Source organism: [Pantoea] beijingensis (assembly GCF_022647505.1).
Lineage (GTDB): Bacteria > Pseudomonadota > Gammaproteobacteria > Enterobacterales > Enterobacteriaceae > Erwinia > Erwinia beijingensis.
The window spans coordinates 1410112-1430022 of record NZ_CP071409.1 but is presented as its reverse complement, the minus strand read 5'-3'; the positions used below and the strand labels follow the sequence as shown (position 1 = coordinate 1430022).

At 50.1% G+C, this 19911-nt stretch carries 17 protein-coding genes; 9 read left to right on the top strand and 8 right to left on the bottom strand.

The window, feature by feature from the left end; translation table 11 throughout:
• Window positions 1–2: 2 nt before the first annotated feature.
• The 4 genes from J1C60_RS06445 to J1C60_RS06430 form a co-directional block, all read right to left on the bottom strand.
• Complete coding sequence (locus J1C60_RS06445; protein WP_128176515.1) at window positions 3–1100, bottom strand: ABC transporter substrate-binding protein; 1098 nt, start codon at window positions 1098–1100, stop codon at window positions 3–5.
• Between the two features lie 265 nt (window positions 1101–1365).
• Complete coding sequence (locus tag J1C60_RS06440; protein ID WP_128176449.1) at window positions 1366–2832, bottom strand: amino acid permease; 1467 nt, start codon at window positions 2830–2832, stop codon at window positions 1366–1368.
• Between the two features lie 177 nt (window positions 2833–3009).
• Window positions 3010–3879, bottom strand: a complete 870-nt coding sequence (yieE, locus tag J1C60_RS06435) for a DNA-binding transcriptional regulator YeiE (protein WP_128176448.1) — start codon at window positions 3877–3879, stop codon at window positions 3010–3012.
• A 9-nt stretch (window positions 3880–3888) separates the two neighbouring features.
• Window positions 3889–4257 carry a YkvA family protein gene (locus J1C60_RS06430; protein WP_128176446.1) on the bottom strand — a complete coding sequence of 123 codons (369 nt, stop codon included), beginning with the start codon at window positions 4255–4257 and terminating at the stop codon, window positions 3889–3891.
• A 105-nt stretch (window positions 4258–4362) separates the two neighbouring features.
• On the opposite strand from J1C60_RS06430, the gene J1C60_RS06425 reads away from it, so the two are divergent.
• Window positions 4363–5436 carry a YeiH family putative sulfate export transporter gene (locus J1C60_RS06425; protein ID WP_128176444.1) on the top strand — a complete coding sequence of 358 codons (1074 nt, stop codon included), beginning with the start codon at window positions 4363–4365 and terminating at the stop codon, window positions 5434–5436.
• A gap of 44 nt (window positions 5437–5480) precedes the next feature.
• The gene (gene nfo, locus J1C60_RS06420; RefSeq protein WP_128176442.1) at window positions 5481–6323 is read left to right on the top strand and encodes a deoxyribonuclease IV; all 843 of its coding nucleotides are present in this window, start codon (window positions 5481–5483) and stop codon (window positions 6321–6323) included.
• Between the two features lie 141 nt (window positions 6324–6464).
• Here the strand turns inward: nfo and fruA are convergent, their stop codons facing one another.
• Genes fruA through fruB form a run of 3 tightly spaced genes read right to left on the bottom strand, consistent with a single transcriptional unit; the run spans window position 6465 to window position 10235 of the window.
• Complete coding sequence (fruA, locus tag J1C60_RS06415) at window positions 6465–8150, bottom strand: PTS fructose transporter subunit IIBC (protein WP_128176440.1); 1686 nt, start codon at window positions 8148–8150, stop codon at window positions 6465–6467.
• Between the two features lie 16 nt (window positions 8151–8166).
• The gene (fruK, locus tag J1C60_RS06410) at window positions 8167–9105 is read right to left on the bottom strand and encodes a 1-phosphofructokinase (RefSeq protein ID WP_128176438.1); all 939 of its coding nucleotides are present in this window, start codon (window positions 9103–9105) and stop codon (window positions 8167–8169) included.
• Window positions 9102–10235: a fused PTS fructose transporter subunit IIA/HPr protein gene (fruB, locus tag J1C60_RS06405; protein ID WP_128176436.1), complete on the bottom strand. Its 1134-nt coding sequence runs from the start codon at window positions 10233–10235 to the stop codon at window positions 9102–9104. Before fruB ends, fruK begins: the two co-directional genes overlap by 4 nt.
• Window positions 10236–10616: 381 nt before the next feature.
• On the opposite strand from fruB, the gene J1C60_RS06400 reads away from it, so the two are divergent.
• Complete coding sequence (locus tag J1C60_RS06400) at window positions 10617–11795, top strand: sugar efflux transporter (RefSeq protein ID WP_128176434.1); 1179 nt, start codon at window positions 10617–10619, stop codon at window positions 11793–11795.
• Window positions 11796–11820: 25 nt separating this feature from the next.
• Here the strand turns inward: J1C60_RS06400 and J1C60_RS06395 are convergent, their stop codons facing one another.
• Window positions 11821–12075: a YkgJ family cysteine cluster protein gene (locus tag J1C60_RS06395; protein WP_128176432.1), complete on the bottom strand. Its 255-nt coding sequence runs from the start codon at window positions 12073–12075 to the stop codon at window positions 11821–11823.
• A gap of 187 nt (window positions 12076–12262) precedes the next feature.
• Between J1C60_RS06395 and yeiP the strand changes: the two genes are divergently transcribed.
• The 6 genes from yeiP to J1C60_RS06365 all read left to right on the top strand — a co-directional run bounded on the left by yeiP (window position 12263) and on the right by J1C60_RS06365 (window position 19911).
• Window positions 12263–12835: an elongation factor P-like protein YeiP gene (gene yeiP, locus J1C60_RS06390; protein WP_128176430.1), complete on the top strand. Its 573-nt coding sequence runs from the start codon at window positions 12263–12265 to the stop codon at window positions 12833–12835.
• Window positions 12836–13174: 339 nt separating this feature from the next.
• Complete coding sequence (locus J1C60_RS06385) at window positions 13175–14158, top strand: CobW family GTP-binding protein (protein ID WP_128176428.1); 984 nt, start codon at window positions 13175–13177, stop codon at window positions 14156–14158.
• A gap of 33 nt (window positions 14159–14191) precedes the next feature.
• The gene (locus J1C60_RS06380; RefSeq protein WP_128176426.1) at window positions 14192–14905 is read left to right on the top strand and encodes a phosphatase PAP2 family protein; all 714 of its coding nucleotides are present in this window, start codon (window positions 14192–14194) and stop codon (window positions 14903–14905) included.
• 644 nt (window positions 14906–15549) lie between these two features.
• Window positions 15550–16125 (top strand): bifunctional murein DD-endopeptidase/murein LD-carboxypeptidase, encoded by a 576-nt coding sequence (gene mepS, locus J1C60_RS06375; protein ID WP_128176424.1) that lies wholly within the window; start codon window positions 15550–15552, stop codon window positions 16123–16125.
• A gap of 252 nt (window positions 16126–16377) precedes the next feature.
• Window positions 16378–17931 carry a cyclic di-GMP phosphodiesterase gene (locus tag J1C60_RS06370; RefSeq protein ID WP_128176422.1) on the top strand — a complete coding sequence of 518 codons (1554 nt, stop codon included), beginning with the start codon at window positions 16378–16380 and terminating at the stop codon, window positions 17929–17931.
• A 168-nt stretch (window positions 17932–18099) separates the two neighbouring features.
• Window positions 18100–19911, top strand: a complete 1812-nt coding sequence (locus tag J1C60_RS06365) for an extracellular solute-binding protein (RefSeq protein ID WP_128176420.1) — start codon at window positions 18100–18102, stop codon at window positions 19909–19911.

Genomic DNA, 19911 nt, shown 5'->3' with positions numbered 1-19911 from the left:
TATTACTGCGCTTCAGTCCAGTAAGTTCCGCTCGGCTCTACCGCCAAAAATTGCTCATAGAGTTCTTTCTCAGTGGCGGTGACATCGAGCGAAGCAAACTGCTCGGGGTAAAACCATTTGGCAAAGGCCTGGATGGCAAGGATATTATACGGAGAATTGTAAAAATTATGCCAGATTGCGTAACGGCGTCCTTCTTTTATCGCATTCAACTGCTGGATACCCTGCCGGGCAGTCACCTTTAACAGACTTCGTTTCGCCTCAGTCGGGCTGACGTTCGCTCCCAGTTTTATCCCTGGACTACGGCTGTCCGCTGGCTGACCACCGCTGGCGATATAGATCTGTGGATCGCGGGCAATAACATATTCAAGATTCACGGTACCCAGCGGCCCTGGCAGCAGGTCACGGGCAATATTGTTCCCACCAGCCTGTTCGATAAAATCGCCCATATTTCCTTTACCTGCGGTACCGCAACACTCATCGGTTGATGCGGCGCGTAGCTCAATAAATACCGTTGGTTTTTTATCCTGCGGCACACGGGCACTGAATGCTGCGATCTGCCTCAGGTTATTCTGATAGAAAGCAATGTAGCTTTCAGCCTGCGGCTCACGGTGCAGGACCTTGCCCAGCACGCGCATGCTCGGCAAGGTATTCTTCAGTGGGTTCGCGCGAAAATCAACAAAAACCACCGGAACACCGGCACGTTCAAACTGTCGCACCAGTTCGCTATTCTTACCCGGACCATGTCCACCAGACAGGCCGAAAATCGCCACGTCGGGATTAAGCGTCAGGGCTTTCTCCGGGCTGATGCTGTCCGCACTTGTATTACCAATCAGAGGGATATCATCAATTTTGGGGAATTTCTCTTTATATACCGCATAAGTTTGCGTATCCAGTTTCCGAAAATCCCCCTGCCAGCCAACAATACGCTCAATCGGTTTTTTACCTTCCAGCAGCGAAACGGCATAAAACAATCGCCCTTCCCCCAGTAAAATGCGATCAACGCGATCCGGCACGGTAACTTCTCGCCCGGCAATATCGGTGATCATTGCGGCCAGACTGCTGCTTGTTGCGCCTGCTGACAGCAGTAAAGCCGCCAGCATTGCTCGAGTGTTGCTACCGTTATATTTCACTCCTGACTCCCTGGAATATCGTAAAAGTAACAGCGGGAACAATAAATCAAATGATAATAGTTATCAATATAATTTGTAATACCTATTTACAGAAAAGAACAGTGCATAGGTGACTCAAACGCCAACTATCGGGGGAAATGCAACACAGGAGGTTATCACCGAGCGCTCGGTATCGAGGACAGCATAATAGGCTCAGGGCGCCGGAGGCGGCCCCCTGAAGCAAGGTCACCACGGATTACTGTTTAAACGTTGGGAATTCCATTTCGCTGTACTTCACAAAACGGCTACCACGTGTGAACTTATAGCCAAACCAGATCAACAGGAAAAGTGGGATGCCGATGTAAGTCGCCGCCACACCGTACCAGTCAATGCGATCGGCAAGGAAGGCCTGATAATTTTGCCCCAGCGTGATAATGAGGCAAAGCACAAAGGCGAAAATCGGACCGACAGGAAAGAAACCCGAGCGATAAGGTAAATCAGCAATATCGTTGCCCTGTTTGACATAGCCACGACGGAAACGATAGTGGCTGATGGCGATGCCTAGCCACGCGATAAAGCCGGTCATCCCTGAGGTATTTAGCAGCCATAAATAAACTTCCTGATTGCCAAACATAGAAGTGAAGAAGCACAACATCGCAACCACCGTTGAAGCATACAGCGCATTACGCGGTACCCCACCCTTCGACAGTTTGCCAAAAATACGTGGCGCTTTACCTTCTTTTGCCAGCGTATACAGCATACGTGTTGAGGCATACATCCCCGAGTTACCGGCTGACAGTACCGCCGTCAGGATAACCGCATTCATCACTGCTGCTGCCGACAGCAGACCCGCATGCTGGAACACCAGAGTGAAGGGACTCACGCTGATGTCTTGAACATCATTGCGTAACAGACTGGGGTCAGTATAAGGAATAATCAGGCTAATAATCAGAATCGCGAAAATATAGAACAGCAGAATACGCCAGAATACCTGACGCACCGCACGCGGAATATTTTTTGCCGGCTCTTCGGATTCGCCTGCGGCAATACCGATCAGCTCTGTCCCCTGAAAAGAGAAACCAACAATCATTGCCACGCCAATCATCGCGGCAAAACCGCCGGAGAACGGGGCATCCCCCACTTGCCAGTTATGCCACCCCGCGGTTTCCGCCCCCTGCAGAATACCCACGATCATCATCACACCAACGATAATGAATATCACCACGGTGACAACCTTAATCAGTGAAAACCAGTACTCAGCTTCGCCAAACCCTTTTACCGAGATGTAATTTAGCAAGAACATCAGGGAGAGGAACAAGGCGCTCCAAATCCAGCCTGGCGTATCCGGGAACCAATAGCTCATCACCAACTGTGAGGCAACCAAGTCGACGGCGATAGTCACGGCCCAGTTGTACCAATAGTTCCAGCCAAGTGCGAAGCCAAAGCCTTCCTCAACATATTTAGAACCGTAAGTAGAGAACGAGCCGGAGACCGGCATAAAAGCGGCAAGCTCACCCAGGCTGGTCATCAGGAAATAGACCATCAGGCCGATTAGCATATAAGAGAGCAGTGCGCCGCCGGGGCCGGCCTGCGAAATGGTGGCACCAGACGCAACAAATAAGCCGGTGCCAATAGAACCGCCAATGGCGATCATCGTCAAATGTCGCGCTTTTAACGCGCGGCGAAGAGCAGGTTGTTGTGCTGTTTTTGTATTCTGAACCATGAATAAACACTATCCTGGGTAAAAACGAGGCGAGATTGTAGCAAACCACCTCGTCAGGTATAGCGATAACACAAGGTTATAAGTTAGGTTCATAATCGGCAGACAATTATTAGCCAGCCTGCCTACTGATAAAAAAGTCGCCTTATACCAGAGAAGCGCCATGGTTTTTGCCGTAAGCTAATCGATGCGGCAGTAGAGAAGAAAACGTGACAGCGCCTTTGATATGTGTTTCTGACGATGGCGGATCTGATAGAGCGTGCGAGTAAGTTTCGGTAGCGGGACAGTTACCTCAACCAGCCTTCCTGATTCCAACTGTTCGGCTATAACCCGGCGTGACAAACAACTGATGCCCAGTCCGTGACGAACCGCGTGTTTAATCGCTTCTGAGTTTCCCAGCTCCATTGCCAGTTGCAATTGGGACAGATGAGACAGCAGTAAATAATCGACGATCTCACGCGTACCGGAACCCGGTTCACGCAGAATCCATTGCGCCTGGGACAAGCTCTCCAGCGTCACCGGCTGTTGCAAAATGGCGGCGTCAGGTGCGGCAAACACCACCAGCTCATCTTCCAGCCAGGGCTCACTGATCAGTTCTGTCATATGACAGGGCCCCTCGATTAGCCCGATATCCACACGAAAATCGGCCACCGCGTTGACGACATCCTGGCTGTTCCCTACGCTAAGTTCCAGCGGCAACTGAGGAAAATCATGGCGATAGTGGGCAATCATTTCTGGCAGCAAATAATTACCGATAGTGCTACTGGCGTAGATACGTAGCGAACCATTATCTTCGCGAAATAACTGTTCAATATCCCCCGCCTGCTCCAGCAAGCCGACCGCACGTGGATAAAGCAAACGACCATGCTCGTTCACCACCAACCGCTTCCCTACGCGATCGAAGAGCTGAACGTTAAGCTGATTTTCCAGATCGGCAAGCGCCGCACTGACGGCGGATTGTGACAGCGACAGTACCTGTGAGGCCTGGGTCGTTGAGCCACTTTTTAAGACTTCGGTAAACACTTCAATCTGACGCAATGTGATATGCATCCGCTTTCCTTACGACATCCGGTGAAAAAAAACATACCCTAACAGCATTAACCACAGTAGCAGGATCCCCCATAGCGTACGGGAGAATCCTTTTCGCCAGGCTTGTCCTGTGATGTTGTTCTCGCGACGAGCCTCTCCCTGCAGACGTACCTCTTCCGGCAGTAATTTGAGTAATAATCCAACCCCTATCGGAACAATAATCGCATCGTCCAGCCAGCCGATAACAGGAATAACATCCGGAATTATATCGACAGGACTGATAACGTACATCACGATGACGGCCATTAACACCTTGATATATAAAGGTGTTGCTGGATGCCGGCACGCATACCACATTGTCATCAACTGGGTTTTAAACCGGGCAAGCCGTCTGAACATGTTGCCTCCACTTAACACTTATTCCGATTTATAATAAATATATAATCAATTTCTCTTTTAAACCACCGTACCGCAAAATCCCTCCTGTAAACACGGAGGCATACCATGGCTGAAATAACGTTAAGTAAAGATCACAACGGCCCGGGACATTGGGTTCCTGGCTTGTTTTTAACCGCGGCGATTGCGATTTTTGCAACTTGGCTGGGGACATTGCCCAGCATCGCCGCTTTCGGTCTGGGTGCACTAACGCTGGCAATCGTGGTCGGCATCGTTATTGGTAACACGGTTTATCCTCGCCTTCACAGCACCTGCGATGCTGGTGTGATATTGGCCAAACAGAAGATTTTACGGCTGGGTATCATTCTTTATGGTTTTCGTCTGACTTTTCAGCAAATCGCTGATGTTGGTATCAGCGGTATTGCGATTGATGTGCTAACGCTGAGCTCTACCTTTTATCTTGCCTGCTGGTTAGGACATAAGGTGTTTGGACTTGACCGGGATACGGCATGGCTGATTGGTGCGGGCAGCAGTATCTGTGGTGCGGCCGCTATTCTTGCCACTGAACCCGTCATTAAAGCTGACGCTGCAAAAGTGAGTGTGGCAATTGCGACCGTGGTTATTTTTGGTACTACCGCGATTTTTATTTATCCGCTGCTTTATCCTGTCGCAATCGCGCTATTCCCGCATCTCACCGCGGTGCAATACGGTATTTTTACCGGTTCGACTATGCATGAGGTTGCCCAGGTCGTGGCAGCGGGACACGCCATTGGCCCCGAAACCGAAAACGCGGCCGTGATTGCCAAAATGCTGCGGGTAATGATGCTGGCACCTTTTTTACTGTTTCTCACCGTGCGCATCAAGCGCAGCGAACCGGCCGGTAAAAGCCAGACTGGCGGTATCCGTTTCCCCTGGTTTGCGCTGTTGTTTATTCTGGTGGCGCTATTTAACTCTTTCCATTTCATCCCGACGTCTGTCGTCACTTCGATAAATCAGCTTGATTCCCTGTTGCTGGCGATGGCGATGGCGGCATTGGGATTAACCACCCACATCAGCGCGCTGAGACGGGCGGGAATCAAGCCGCTACTGATGGCACTGACGCTATTTATCTGGCTGATTGTCGGCGGTGCTGCTATCAATCTGACGGTTCAGCATGTTATGGGCCAGGCGCTTCAGTTATGATGGATGACTCTGCGGCATCGCAGAGTGATTAACAGGAGAAAGGCATGAAATATATTGGCGCTCACGTCAGTGCAGCAGGTGGTGTGGATCAGGCTGTCATCCGCGCACATGAACTGGAGGCGACAGCATTCGCCCTGTTTACTAAAAATCAGCGCCAGTGGCGCGCTGCCGCACTCACGGATACCACTATATCTGCCTTCCGTGCAGCCTGTGATAAGTACCATTTTAGCACCGGACAAATCCTGCCGCATGATAGCTATCTGATTAACCTTGGCCACCCCGTTGAAGAAGCGCTGGAAAAATCGCGTGAGGCATTTCTTGATGAGATGGCGCGTTGTGAGCAGCTTGGTCTATCGTTACTAAACTTTCATCCCGGTAGCCACCTTCACCAAATTGATGAAGACGTCTGCCTGAAGCGTATTGCAGAATCATTGAATATTGTGCTGGATAAGACTCAGGGCGTGACGGCCGTGATCGAGAATACCGCTGGCCAGGGCAGTAACCTGGGATTTCGTTTTGAGCATCTGGCCGCCATTATTGATGGCGTAGAGGATAAATCGCGCGTCGGCGTCTGTATCGATACCTGCCACGCCTTCGCGGGCGGGTATGACTTGCGTAGCGTAGAAGCCTGTGAACAAACATTTGCCGAATTCGAACGCGTGGTAGGCTTTCAGTACCTACGCGGGATGCATCTGAACGACGCAAAAAGTGAGTTTAACAGCCGCGTCGATCGCCATCATAGTTTGGGCGAAGGCAATATTGGCAAAACCGCTTTTAGTTGGTTGATGAAAGACCCTCGTTTTGACGGTATTCCGATGATTCTGGAAACCATCAATCCGGATATCTGGAAAGATGAGATTGCCTGGCTGAAGTCAGAACAGAGGTGATCGCCTCTGCCAGGCTAAGGGCTTAACGTCAACGGCGTTCTTTCTTTTCATCCTACGGATGACCATGCAGGGCCGGAGCGACTGCCGGCCCCTTCCGTTTATGCCCATCCATAGGCATTACTGCCGTGAGCAACCTTAATATCAGGCTTTTGCAAGCTCAGTTTCAGGGCGCTTCAGCAATGCATATCCGATACCTGCCAGCAGTGTTCCGGCGAGAATAGCAATCAGATAACCCACAACCGGACTGATAGCCCCAGGGATCAACAGTACAAACAGACCACCATGAGGTGCCATTAACTTCGCACCAACCGCCATCGAAATCGCGCCAGTTACTGCCCCACCAATGATACAACAGGGGAGAACACGCATCGGATCACGTGCGGCGAAGGGGATTGCACCCTCAGTGATAAAACAGAGCCCCAACACCAGTGCCGCCTTGCCTCCTTCCTGCTGGCCTTTGTTAAACTTCCTGCGTGCCAGCTGTGTGGCAAGCCCCATGGCCAGCGGCGGCACCATTCCTGCCGCCATAATCGCCGCCATCGGTGCATAGGTTTGTGAGCTTAATAACCCAACACCAAACGCATAGGCCACTTTATTCACCGGCCCGCCCATATCCGTACACATCATGCCACCAAGAATGGCTCCCAGCAGTACCGCGTTTGCCGTGCCCATATTAGCCAACCACTCGGTTAACCCTGACATAATTTTCGCGACGGGGGTGCCCACAACATAAATCATCAGCAGGCCCGTAATCAGGCTGGCAAACAGTGGAATAATAAGGATGGGCTTAAGGGCGTCCATACTTTGCGGCAGCTTCACTTTCGCGCTGATCAATTTAGCCGCGTAACCGGCAATAAAACCGGCGATGATGCCACCCAGAAATCCCGCGTTAATACTGGTCGCCAGCATCCCGCCAATTAAGCCCGGCGTCAGGCCGGGGCGATCGGCGATCGAAAAAGCGATATACCCCGCCAAAACCGGCACCATCAGCGCAAATGCACTGCCACCGCCGATCTGCATAAGCGCCGCAGCTAACGTACCAGGCTGTTTAAATGCGGTAATACCAAACGCAAAGGACAGAGCAATACATAACCCACCAGCAACGACCATCGGTAACATGTAAGACACGCCAGTTAACAGGTGGCGATATGCGCCAGGGCTCTCTTTTTTCTGTTCGCCCTGCACGTCTTGCTGCCCGCCTTTTGGCTGGTAAGGTCGGGCCTCAGCGACAGCCTTGTCCAACTCCTGAGCCGTTTTCTTCAGTGCCAGTCCGGTCGATGTTCGGTACATTGGCTTGCCAGCGAACTTCGCCAGATCGACATCAATATCGGCCGCCACCAGCACAAGATCAGCGGCGGCGACTTCTTCGGCCGTTATCGCATTGCCCGCGCCTACCGAACCACGCGTTTCCACCTTCACCCACCAGCCACGACGTTTCGCTTCAATCTCAATTGCTTCGGCAGCCATGAAAGTATGAGCGACGCCGGTTGGACATGCCGTTATCGCCACGATCCGTTTTTGTGCGGTATTCGTCAGACTGGTAGGGGCAACGGCGACAGCCTGCCAGGGCTTTGCCTCGGTCTGTGCTTTTGCCAACATGGCGTCAGCCTGATGCAATGCATCCGCGATCTCCGCGCGATATACCACTTTACCGTCCAGTGCCGTATCTGCGGGAACGGTATCACCGATCACCACAACCCGTTCGGCCTCAGCCGGAGTTTCCGTCAGCACCACTCCCGCTTTGATCGCGGCAGCATTGGTGAGAGTGCGGGCAAGGTAACGGGTCGCAATGCCCAGAGAAGGATCGATTATCAGCAGCATTTTCATTCTGTCTCTCCTGCTGTCAGTTAAAAGGTTGTAGATCGACGCGTGCCATCATCGCGGCCAACTGAGTTCGATCGGTAACGCCAACGTTACTCTGACTCACCGCCAGGGCAGCGACAGCTGTAGCAAGGCGCAATGTATGTTCACTGGATTCGCGCATTAGCAGGCCATAGATCAATCCGCCAACCATTGAATCACCGGCACCGACGGTGCTAACAACTTCGCAGGCAGGGGGTTTCGCAATCCACTCTCCCGAGGCGTTTACCCATAAAGCCCCCTCTGCCCCCAGAGAAATCACCACATGGGCAATTCCTTGCTCGCGTAACGCGTGAGCAGCTTCAATAACGTTCTGTAATGTAGGGAGCTTTCGCCCTGCCCAGATTTCCAGTTCACGACGATTCGGTTTCACCAGCCACGGTGCTGCTTTCAGCCCCGCGACCAGTGCTTCACGACTGCTGTCAAAAATGATGCACGGACAGTGAGTCCGTAACGCCGTCATCCATTCCGTAAAGGCCTCTGGTGCCACGCCTGAAGGCAGACTGCCGCTGACACAAACCATATCGAATTGACCCAGCCAGCTCAGTGAATCCGCACTAAAGCGTTCCCAGTCCTGCGGGCTGACATCAAATCCGGAGAAATTGAGGTCCGTGACGTCTCCCCCTTTCTCGGTCAGCTTGACATTAATGCGGGTACGACCCGGAACCACCTGGAAACGATTGGCGATACCCAGTTCGCTAAATAATTGCTGGAAACCATCCTGATTATCTTTCCCCAGGAACCCTCCGACGGTGACATCAATGCCAAGATCTTTTAATACCCTGGCGACGTTAATCCCTTTTCCCGCCGCATGCAGGCCGGTCGTTTTTACTAAATTGACTTCACCACGCTCAATTTCAGGGCAATAACCCACCAGATCGTAAGCCGGATTTAACGTGATTGTTGCAACGCGCCTGCTCATTCTGCTCCCTCACCCAAGCCAGAAGCGATAGCCGCTTCAATGGCGCTTAATGCCTGACTGGCATCTTCACCGCTGGCGGTAAAGCGCAACCGATGCCCTTTTTTAACCCCCAATGCCACCACCTTCATCAGGCTGCGACCATTGGCTGGTTTACCGCTACCATCAAGATTGGTAACGGTTATCTCACTGTTAAACTGCTTGATAACGCTCACCAGTGCGGTACCGGGACGTGCATGCAATCCGTGTTCGTTACGGATCGTAAATTCTGCCGTCAGGACGTCTGCTTGCTCGCTAATTTTGTGGGTTAATAGCGCAATAACGCCTGCAGCATCAGCATTCAGCAACCGCTCAGCTTTTTGCGAGATTAATAGTTCGCTTAGACAATTAAGGACTTCCAACGGACGGTCATCATTCACCGCTACAGTGATCAACATAGCGACTTTTCCGTCTGCTACCTCGAAGGCCTCCGCCGCACGACTGATCGCTACCGCACTGGCAAGATTGCCTGTGGCGCTATCGCTTAACCAAATCCCCTGTCCAAGGTTGAGTGGAGGGCTGGAGATTACGTTGCTGACAAACTGACTGTCTACCGCTCCAGCAGTTTGCAAGCGTCCTGCATTAAGCGCCTGCAACGTCATCACATCTTTGGCCGCGACATCAAGTGCAATCAGCGAGGTATCAAATTTGAACTCTGCCGCCAGCGTCTCCCCCATCAGGATGCTACGCAGCGATTCAGCGGAAGTGGTGGCTTTCAACGATTCACTTACGCTGTCATCACTGAGAACATGTGTCAGCTGACGCAGCAGCGCCAGGTGCTCATCTGAACGCGCAGCAATGCCCATCACCACATAAGCAAGGTTATCTTCACCCCAGTTGACGCCTTGCGGGAACTGAAAGACCTGTACGCCGGTTTTCACCACCGCGTCGCGGGTATCAGTTGTGCCGTGCGGAATAGCAATGCCATTACCAAGCCAGGTGGACGTTTGTTGCTCGCGAGCCAGCATGCCTTCGACATAAGTCTCATTGACATAACCAGCCGCCGCCAGCGCAGCGGCTACCTGACGTATTGCATCGTCTTTGTCGCTTGCGCTGGCACCGATGTGGATGTCCTGCAAATTTAGTTGGAACATAGCTCTCCTCTCCTGCTGAATTGAATCGTTTCAGCTTTATTGAGAAAAAAAACAGCCTCTCCTGACAGGCATTCTGTAAAGATAGCGCTGAAACGTTTCAATGAGTGTGTAGTAACCGACTCTCAGGAAGCAAGTTTTACGCTAGTCTACGGTGAAAAATTATGACGAGACGCACATTTCCGCTTTTTCATAGGAACCTCATAAAAAGTAACGCCTCGCTTTTTCTCTCTTCTTTCCAGCTTCAGCACAACTTCAGCAACATCGATTTGCACAATAAATGCGAAAGGCCTGGCTCCTTATTAATAATGATTGAAACGTGCTTTTAAAAAACAGGCATCAAGGTAGAATTCGTGCTTCGAATTTCTCTGGTTATCACTTCTCATGCAAACGCCCGGTGTGACAGCTCGTCAACAGCCTGATCTTCGCTCAATCGCTTTTCTCGTAGTGGCTTTTTTATCCGGTATCGCCGGTGCGCTTCAGCTCCCCACACTGAGCCTTTTTCTCTCAACCGAAGTACACGCCCGCCCCTTTGCTGTTGGACTTTTTTTCACCGGTAGCGCCGTGATCGGTATCGTGGTTAGCCAATTGCTGGCTGCATATTCGGATCGGAAGGGAGATCGCAAAACGCTTATTTTTTACTGCTGCCTGCTTGGCGCGTCGTCCTGCGTGCTTTTCGCCTGGAACCGCAGCTACTTCGTTTTGCTACTGCTTGGCGTGTTGCTCTCAAGTTTTGGTTCGAGTGCCACCCCACAAATGTTTGCGCTGGCGCGTGAGCATGCCGATCGCACCGGGCGTGAAGCCGTTATGTTCAGCTCCATTATGCGTACGCAAATTTCACTGGCATGGGTGATCGGGCCACCTATCGCGTTTGCGTTGGCGCTGGGTTATGGCTTTCAGACGATGTATTTGTTTGCCGCATTAGCCTTCGTTTGCTGTGCGATCATTGTTAAGTATTTACTGCCTTCGATGCGTAAAGTGCAGCAAAAAACCACCGACACCTTTCAGGCACCCAGCCGTAATCGCCGCGATACGCTACTGCTGTTTATTGGCTGCACGTTGATGTGGACCTGCAACAATATTTATCTCATCAATATGCCGCTTTACGTCGTGCGTGAATTGCATTTTCCGGAGCGGTTAGCCGGTGAGTTAATGGGAATGGCTGCGGCGTTAGAGATTCCGGTGATGCTGCTGGCTGGCTACTACGCCCGACGGATGGGCAAGCGAACAATGATGCGCGGTTCAGCGCTGGCCGGACTCCTGTTTTATTCAGGACTGCTGTTTGTTCAAGGTGAGATTCCAATGCTCTTACTACAGGGACTCAATGCCATTTTTATCGGCATCCTCGCGGGGATTGGCATGATCTATTTTCAGGATTTGATGCCAGGACAGGCAGGCGCGGCCACAACGCTTTTTACTAATTCCACCCGCGTCGGCTGGATTATTGCCGGGTCACTGGCGGGCACCGTGGCTGAGCTATGGAGCTATCATGCCGTTTTCTGGTTTGCCATCTTAATGATTGTCGGCACCCTGGGGTGTTTGTGGCGTATTAAAGATGTCTGAGAATCTGACTGAACGCGGGGCAATGTCATGGGGTGGTGTCAGTTTCAAGCTTGATCAAGTAGGTCATCGCTTCTTCCCGCTGCGTTCCACACATTTCATCTGAGGGTTGGAGACCGCCGCACACCTCAGGGCGTTCGGCTAAACCAAAAAGCTTGCAGCGTAAGCGATCATCCAACTGTACACAGGGCATATTGGCGGGCTTGCCCTGCGGCATTCCGGGGATCGGAGAAGAGATTGACGGCGCAGTACAGCAGGCACCACAGTCAGAACGACACTGCATCAGGCATACTCAGTATGAGTTAAAACGCGACAATAGCAGTCTCCGGACATTAACGCTATGCCCCTAATGATTGATGGTCAATAACCCGTAATTTCGCGTTATCCCACGCGCAGAACTTGCCTGAAGGCTATAGCGCGAGTACCTTGACGCGGTAAATGCTGATTTCCCCTTTTATGAGACTGTAACCATGGCAAGAGCAAACGAAATCAAACGTGGAATGGCCGTTAGCATTAATGGCAAATTACTGTTAGTTAAAGATATTGATGTTCAAAGTCCCAGCGCACGCGGTGCTTCTACCCTGTATAAAATGCGTTTTACCGATATCCGCAGTGGATTAAAAGTTGAAGAACGTTTCAAGGGCGACGATATCATCGACACCATTTCTCTTAGCCGTCGTAAGGTTACTTTCTCTTATATGGACGGTGACGAATATGTATTTATGGATGATGAAGATTACACGCCGTACAACTTCAAGAAAGAGCAGATTGAAGAAGAGGTATTGTTCCTTCCTGAAGGGGGTATCCCCGGCATTCAGGTGCTGACGATGGATGGGCAGATCCTTGCACTGGAATTGCCACAAACCGTTGAAATGGAAATTGTAGAAACTACGCCAAGCATTAAAGGCGCTTCAGCCAGCGCCAGGACCAAACCCGCCACTATGAGCACCGGCCTGGTCATTCAGGTCCCCGAATACATCAGTAGCGGTGAGAAGATCCAAATCCACATTGCAGAGCGCCGCTTTATGGGCCGCGCGGACTAGCTCAGGACGCAGTGTTGCAGGTTGCGTATGCCCCTTCCTGCAACACAACAAGGTAGAGATAGCAGGAGCCATTGTGACGTGAACGTTAAGGGGCACGTTGCATTCTGGTGATACTTAGCGAAACCAGCCCTTTATTGTCAAATGCGTATATGGCCTTCCTTTACTTTGTTACGGTATAACAATTCGCGCTAACCCGTAATGTTATCAGCCCGGAAATTCATGTCACGCTCACTATCCGCTAATTTCCCCCAAAGCGTGGGATTTACCCTCCGGCTGGGCCAGATATAACATTGCATCAGTTTCACGCTCACATGCAATGCATGCAAAAGGAGAAATAACGTGACAAAAGTTAATCTGATAACCGGCTTCCTTGGCAGTGGTAAAACCACAACCTTGCTGCATCTATTGCAACAGAAACCCGAGAATGAAAAATGGGCTGTGCTGGTTAATGAATTCGGCGAAATTGGTGTCGATGGGGCCTTGCTGGCAGAAAGTGGGGCGGTGTTGAAAGAGATCCCCGGCGGCTGTATGTGCTGCGTGAACGGTTTACCTATGCAGGTCGGCCTGAATATGCTGCTGAAGCAGGCAAAGCCTGACCGTTTATTGATTGAACCTACAGGGCTGGGCCATCCGCGACAAATTATTGAGATGCTCACCGCCGAGATTTATCAGCCCTGGCTGTCGCTCCATGCCACATTGTCTTTGCTTGACCCGCGTCAGTTGCATGATCCGCGCGTTATGGAAAACGAAAACTTCCGCGATCAACTCGCCGCGGCTGATTTTATTATTGCCAATAAGCAAGACCGTTGGGAAACAGAAGATGTTAACGCATTAGATGAATGGCAACAATTACACTTAGGCGATCGGCAACTGATTAAAACCGAATTTGGTCGTATTGAACCCTATTTACTGGATCGGCCTCGCCTCAATTTACGTGCACTGCCTGGTGCATTACATCACGATCACAGTCACGCAAAATCAACGCTTGCAGCACTGCGGCTGGATAATAATACGCGCTGGCGGCGGGCCCTGAATCAGGGACAAGGCTACTACGCTTGTGGGTGGATATTCGATCACGAAACGGTATTCGATACAATAGGTATACTCGAATGGGCACGGCTGGCACCGGTCACGCGTGTAAAGGGCGTTGTGCGTATTACGGAAGGACTACTGAGCATAAATCGCCAGGGGCAGGATTTGCAGATCGAAACACGACAGTCAGCCCCCCCGGATAGCCGCATTGAATTGATTCATGAGGAGGAAGCGGCATGGAACACGTTACAAAGCGCTTTGTTGAAGCTTCGTTTAGACGCAGGAGCATAACCTACCCCGTTATTTTCCAAAGAACGAATCACGATGAATGCTAAACGTTTAGTGACGATCCTTTTACTTAATGCATTAGGTATCGGTCTCTTTTTATCATGGTCCCTGCCCGATAATCACGGTTTTTGGTTCCCCATTGATAAATCAATCTTTTATTGGTTTAACGATCGCGTCGTGATCTATAAATCCCTGTTGTGGCTGGTCGCAATCACCAACTTCCGCGGATTCGATTTGGTATCGTTACTGGCGATGGGGCTGCTTTACCTGACATTCTGGCGGGCTGAACCCGCCCCGCAAAGTCGTCGTCGTTTACTCGCCATCGGTATTACTATGCTAATTGCTGCCGTAACGGTGAACCAGTTGGGGCACCTGCTGATTGATGCCGTTCGCGCGAGCCCAACGGTCTATTTTAAGGATAGCCACCGGGTTAGCGTATTAACCGGCATTCCCGCTAAGGATGCTTCTAACGACAGCTTCCCTGGCGACCATGGCATCATGCTACTCGTCTTTACCTGCTTTATGCTGCGCTATTTTGGTAAAAAGGCCTTTGTGATTGCACTGCTTATTTTCGTGGTATTTAGCCTGCCGCGCATCATGGCGGGTGCACATTGGTTTACGGATGTCGCGGTAGGCTCGCTGTCGATAATTCTACTCGGCACCAGTTGGTGGTTAATAACGCCAGCCAGCGATCTTTTAATCAACTGGCTTTATCGTTCTTTACCCGGTAAATATAAACCAAGCCGCTGATCCGTTTTTCAGCCCGCGCGCCGACTTTACAACGTGCCGGGCTGGCATTTACCCTCCGGTTTTACTCACAGCCATCGTTAAACAATCTTGTCATCTGTTCGGACCACGTATCGCCCTCGCCACTACAATCGTCTGCGACAAGACTGTTTAAATCGAGTTGTCATAGCGTTAACGTGAAGTGGCGCTCACATTTTGCGCCTCACTAAACGGCGAATCAGCCTCGGGATAAAAGAATTTATTATGCTAAGTTTTCGCAAAAAATCCGCTTCCCCGCTCCCGTCCAGATAGAATATTCTTAATTTCAGACATAATACGCAGACTAACTACCAAAATTTTACTTATTTTATCAATTAGTCGCTCTTTATTGATGTTAAATTAACCGAATCATTACATACTGATTTCACATCAAAAAAACCTATAAAAAAGTCGATAAAACCACTCGCAACGCGGCTTCGGATCGGGTAACCTCAGTTGCGATTAGCGTAAAACCGTCTTTTTTCAGTTTGTTTACAATTAAAATGTGCTCGTTAACACATTTTAGTAATTCAGGAATTGTCTTACTACGGTTAGCTAATTAATCTCATTCCGTTCGCATTTTATCTAACGACATTAGTCGTTAAGGACTTCAAGGGATAACAAACACAATGGTCAAATCTCAACCTATTCTGAGATATATTTTGCGGGCCATCCCCGCCGTCGCAATCGCGGCATTGCTTACAGCGTGTAGTTCAGGCAATAACGGACATAATGCACAAACTGAGACCCATGCAGTTAAGAACCAGAATGGTTTTTTACTTCAAGCGTCTCAGGATGAATTCGAACAGATGGTTCAGAGCGTTGATGTTAAATCACGCATTATGGACCAATATGCTGATTGGAAAGGCGTTCGCTATCGTCTTGGCGGTGACAGTAAACGTGGCATTGATTGTTCTGCTTTCGTGCAGGTAACTTTCCGTGACCAGTTTGGTCTTGATTTGCCGCGTTCAACGTCGCAGCAGCAAGACAGCGGTAAAAGCATCCAACGCAGTAAGCTGCGTCCCGGCGATTTAGTGCTTTTCCGTGCGGGTTCAACCGGACGTCATGTTGGCATCTATTTGGGTAATGACAACTTTGTTCACGCCTCAACGAGCAGCGGCGTAATGATTTCCAATCTGAATGATTCATACTGGAAAAATCGTTATCGTGAAGCTCGTCGAGTACTGAGTCGCACACAAAGCTGATTTTCCTGAAGTCCGCGAACATGAGATGAATAAAAACGCTGCCCGTCAGCGTTTTTTTATGCCCGCAAATGCGTAACCAGAGTTTATTTTCTCGTCTGGCATTGCCGCACTCGGATTATTTTCTATTAAAAATCCCTTACTAATCATAAAAATAACAGGAAACTTCTTTACCACTATTTCTGTTCAACCTGCCACCCGAATATTACGTATGACGTTAAGAATAAAAGGACCAGGCTCGGGAGATAATACACAATGGCAGCAACGAAGATTACGCATCACGCGGCCAATCCACGAAAGATTGCCTTGCTGAGTGCAGGAGTGGGTTTTATTTTCTTTCTTCTTTTTATCAGCATTTCGCTGACGCTCACTTTCCATCAACGTACACAGCAGCATGACCGTTTGGTACTTGCCAGCCGGGATAACCTTATCAATGGGTTTGATTCGTTGCGGAAAGTGCTGGAACCACTACGTGACTCTGCCCGACTTCCCTGCTCTGCAATTAATGCTGAACTCACCTCACGAGCCGCTTTCACCCGCAGTATCCGGGCTATTTTGCTGGTCCGGGACGGCAATGCCTACTGTTCTTCTGCCACGGGTGCCTTTTCTTTATCCGCCATGCAAATCTCCCCACAAACCAATCTGGATAAAGCCCTTGACCTCACACTTATTGCCGGTACTCCCATGCAGCCGTCAACGCCCGCGATGGTATTATGGAGACGCGCGGTCCTCCCGGAGAAAACCGGCGTACTGACAACTTTGAATATCGACTTAACACCCTATCTGTTGCTGGCCTCACGTCAGCAGGAAATAAGCGGCATGGCTATTCGTATAGGTAATAATGCGTTGACCACGTGGGATAGCCATGTGATTAGCACCAGCAAATTGCCAAAACAGCCACTACGTACGTTCACTCTTCAGGACTATGACTTCACCTTTATTATTTACGGTTCGACATTTCATCCGCATGAAGTTTATATTCTGCTGCTTGTTGGCGCATTGTGTGCGGTACTGATTGCCTCCCTCAGCTTTATGTTGTTAACACTTCACCTGAGGCCAGGTAAAGCAATGCTGCTTGGTATGAAGCGGGGACAGTTTCACGTTGAATATCAGCCGGTGATCGATGCTGCCTCCGGTTTGACCTCCGGGTTTGAAGCGCTATTGCGCTGGACGCACCCAACGGAAGGGCATATCCCACCGGATGCCTTTATCCGCTATGCCGAAGGTCAGAAATTAATTGTTCCTCTGACGCAGCATCTGTTTAAATTGGTTGCCCGCGATGCTCACCGACTACGTAATATTCTCCCACCAGGATTAAAAATGGGAATCAATATTTCCCCTAATCATCTCTCCTCGGCCACGTTTCATCACGATGTCAAAACATGGTTGACGACAATGCCGTCAGGCTACTTTAACTATGTTTTTGAGATTACCGAGCGAACCATGGTGTCGGAACGTAATGCCGGCGAAATTTTTGACTGGATCCATAATCAGGGAATTGAGATCGCTATTGATGATTTTGGTACTGGGCACAGTGCACTGATTTATCTTGAAAAATTCACCTTTGATTACCTTAAAATTGATCGAGGATTTGTTCAAAGTATTGGTATGGAAACCGTCACCTCGCCGGTGCTGGATACGGTATTAAACCTGGCAAAGAAACTAAACCTCAAAACCATTGCCGAAGGAGTGGAAACCCGGGAACAAGCAGGCTGGCTGATTAACCATGATGTTACGCAGCTGCAGGGATATTTCTACAGTGCTCCCATGACAGTTTCACAACTTATCGACTCATTTCAGACTCGTTAAGTACAAATGAAAATACAGCGTGCCACTAAGAGCCTGTCTAACCGGTGAACATCCTCCGGTGGGTAATATCTATTAATTATCATTAAGCTAGCCGATTTATCGGCTGTAATGACAGCGAGTTTAAGTATAAAATCAGTTTAATTTTGCGATGGAGAATCCGTCAGCACCATGTTCATACGTCTGATTACACTTATTTTTCTCAGCTCGTTCTGCCTGACAACCCAGGCAGAAGAGATTAAAGAGAGTTATGCGTTTGCTTCGCTGGGTGAACCTAAGTACGCCAGCAATTTCACGCATTATGATTACGTCAATCCCGCCGCGCCCAAAGGGGGGAAGATGACGCTGTCATCGATTGGTACTTATGATAACTTCAACCGCTACGCCTCGCGCGGCAACCCAGGCGTGGCGACCAATAACCTGTATGATTCGCTGTTTACCGCCTCTGATGATGAAGTCGGCAGTTACTACCCGCTGATTGCCGAAGTGGCACGCTATTCCGCTGATTTTCGCTGGATGGAGGTTTCCCTTAATCCGCAAGCACGCTTTCAGGATGGTTCCCCCATCACCGCTGGAGATGTGGCCTTTACCTTCGACAAGTTTATGACCGAAGGCGTGACGCAGTTTCGTGTGGCGTATAAAGGCGTCAGTGTTAAAGCCATTTCCCGGCTGACGGTACGTATCGATCTGCCTAATGGCGATAAAGATATGATGCTGGGCCTGCTTAGTGGCCTGCCGATAATGCCGGAAAAATTCTGGAAAAATCATAAACTAAATGAACCTCTGGATTCTCCCCCGCTCTCCAGTGGCCCCTACCGGATCACCGCCTATAAACTGGGCCAGTACATTACCTATTCGCGCGTGAAAGATTACTGGGCCGCTAATCTCCCGGTGAATAAAGGCCGTTTTAATTTCGATACGCTGCGCTACGACTACTACCTTGATGATAATGTCGCATTTGAAGCATTTAAAGCCGGAGCCTTCGATTACCGCGCGGAGAATTCAGCGAAAAAATGGGCAACGCAGTATCGCGGCAATAATTTTGCAAATAACCACATCGTTAAGGGTGCACGCCCTAATAATGTCGCCACAGATACCGCCTGGTTGGCATTTAATATCCAAAAACCCGTTTTCAACGATCACCGTGTTCGCGAAGCAATAGCGCTGGCTTTCGATTTCGAATGGATGAATAAGGCGCTATTTTATAACGCTTACAAACGTACCAGCAGCTATTTTCAGAATACGCAGTATGCAGCCAGTGGCTATCCGGATGCTAAAGAGCTGGAATTGCTGGCTCCCCTGAAAGGCAAAATCCCGGATGAGGTATTGACTTCCCGTTACCTGCCCCCGACCTCCGACGGCAATGGTTACGATCGCGATAATCTGCTAAAGGCACTGACGTTACTGAAAAAGGCTGGTTGGGCGCTAAAAAACAAACGCTTTGTGAACAACATTACCGGCAAGCCGCTGACCTTCGAACTGCTGTTACGCAGCGGCGCCAACACCGAGTGGGTGCTGCCGTTTCAGCATAATCTCTCCCGGTTGGGCATTAACCTAACCCTGCGGCAGGTCGATAGCTCGCAATACTTGCGCCGCCTGCGCCAGGGAGATTACGACATGATTCCATCTAACCACTACGCCATGCCTTATCCCAGCCCCTCCCTGCAGATCAGCTGGGCGTCGCAATACATTGAGTCAAGCTGGAATACCGCACGCGTAGAGAGCCCGGTGGTTGATGGACTTATCGCGCAGATCGTGAAAAATCAGGGTGATGAATCCGCGTTACTCGCCTTAGGAAGAGCATTAGACCGCGTATTGTTATGGAATAACTATATGATCCCAATGTGGTTTAATCGCGAGGATCGCTATGCTTACTGGAACAAATTTTCTCAGCCCGCTATTGAGCCAACCTATTCCTCAGGAACAGATGGCTGGTGGTACGATGTTAACAAAGCCGCACAGCTGCCGGCCCAACGACGTTAA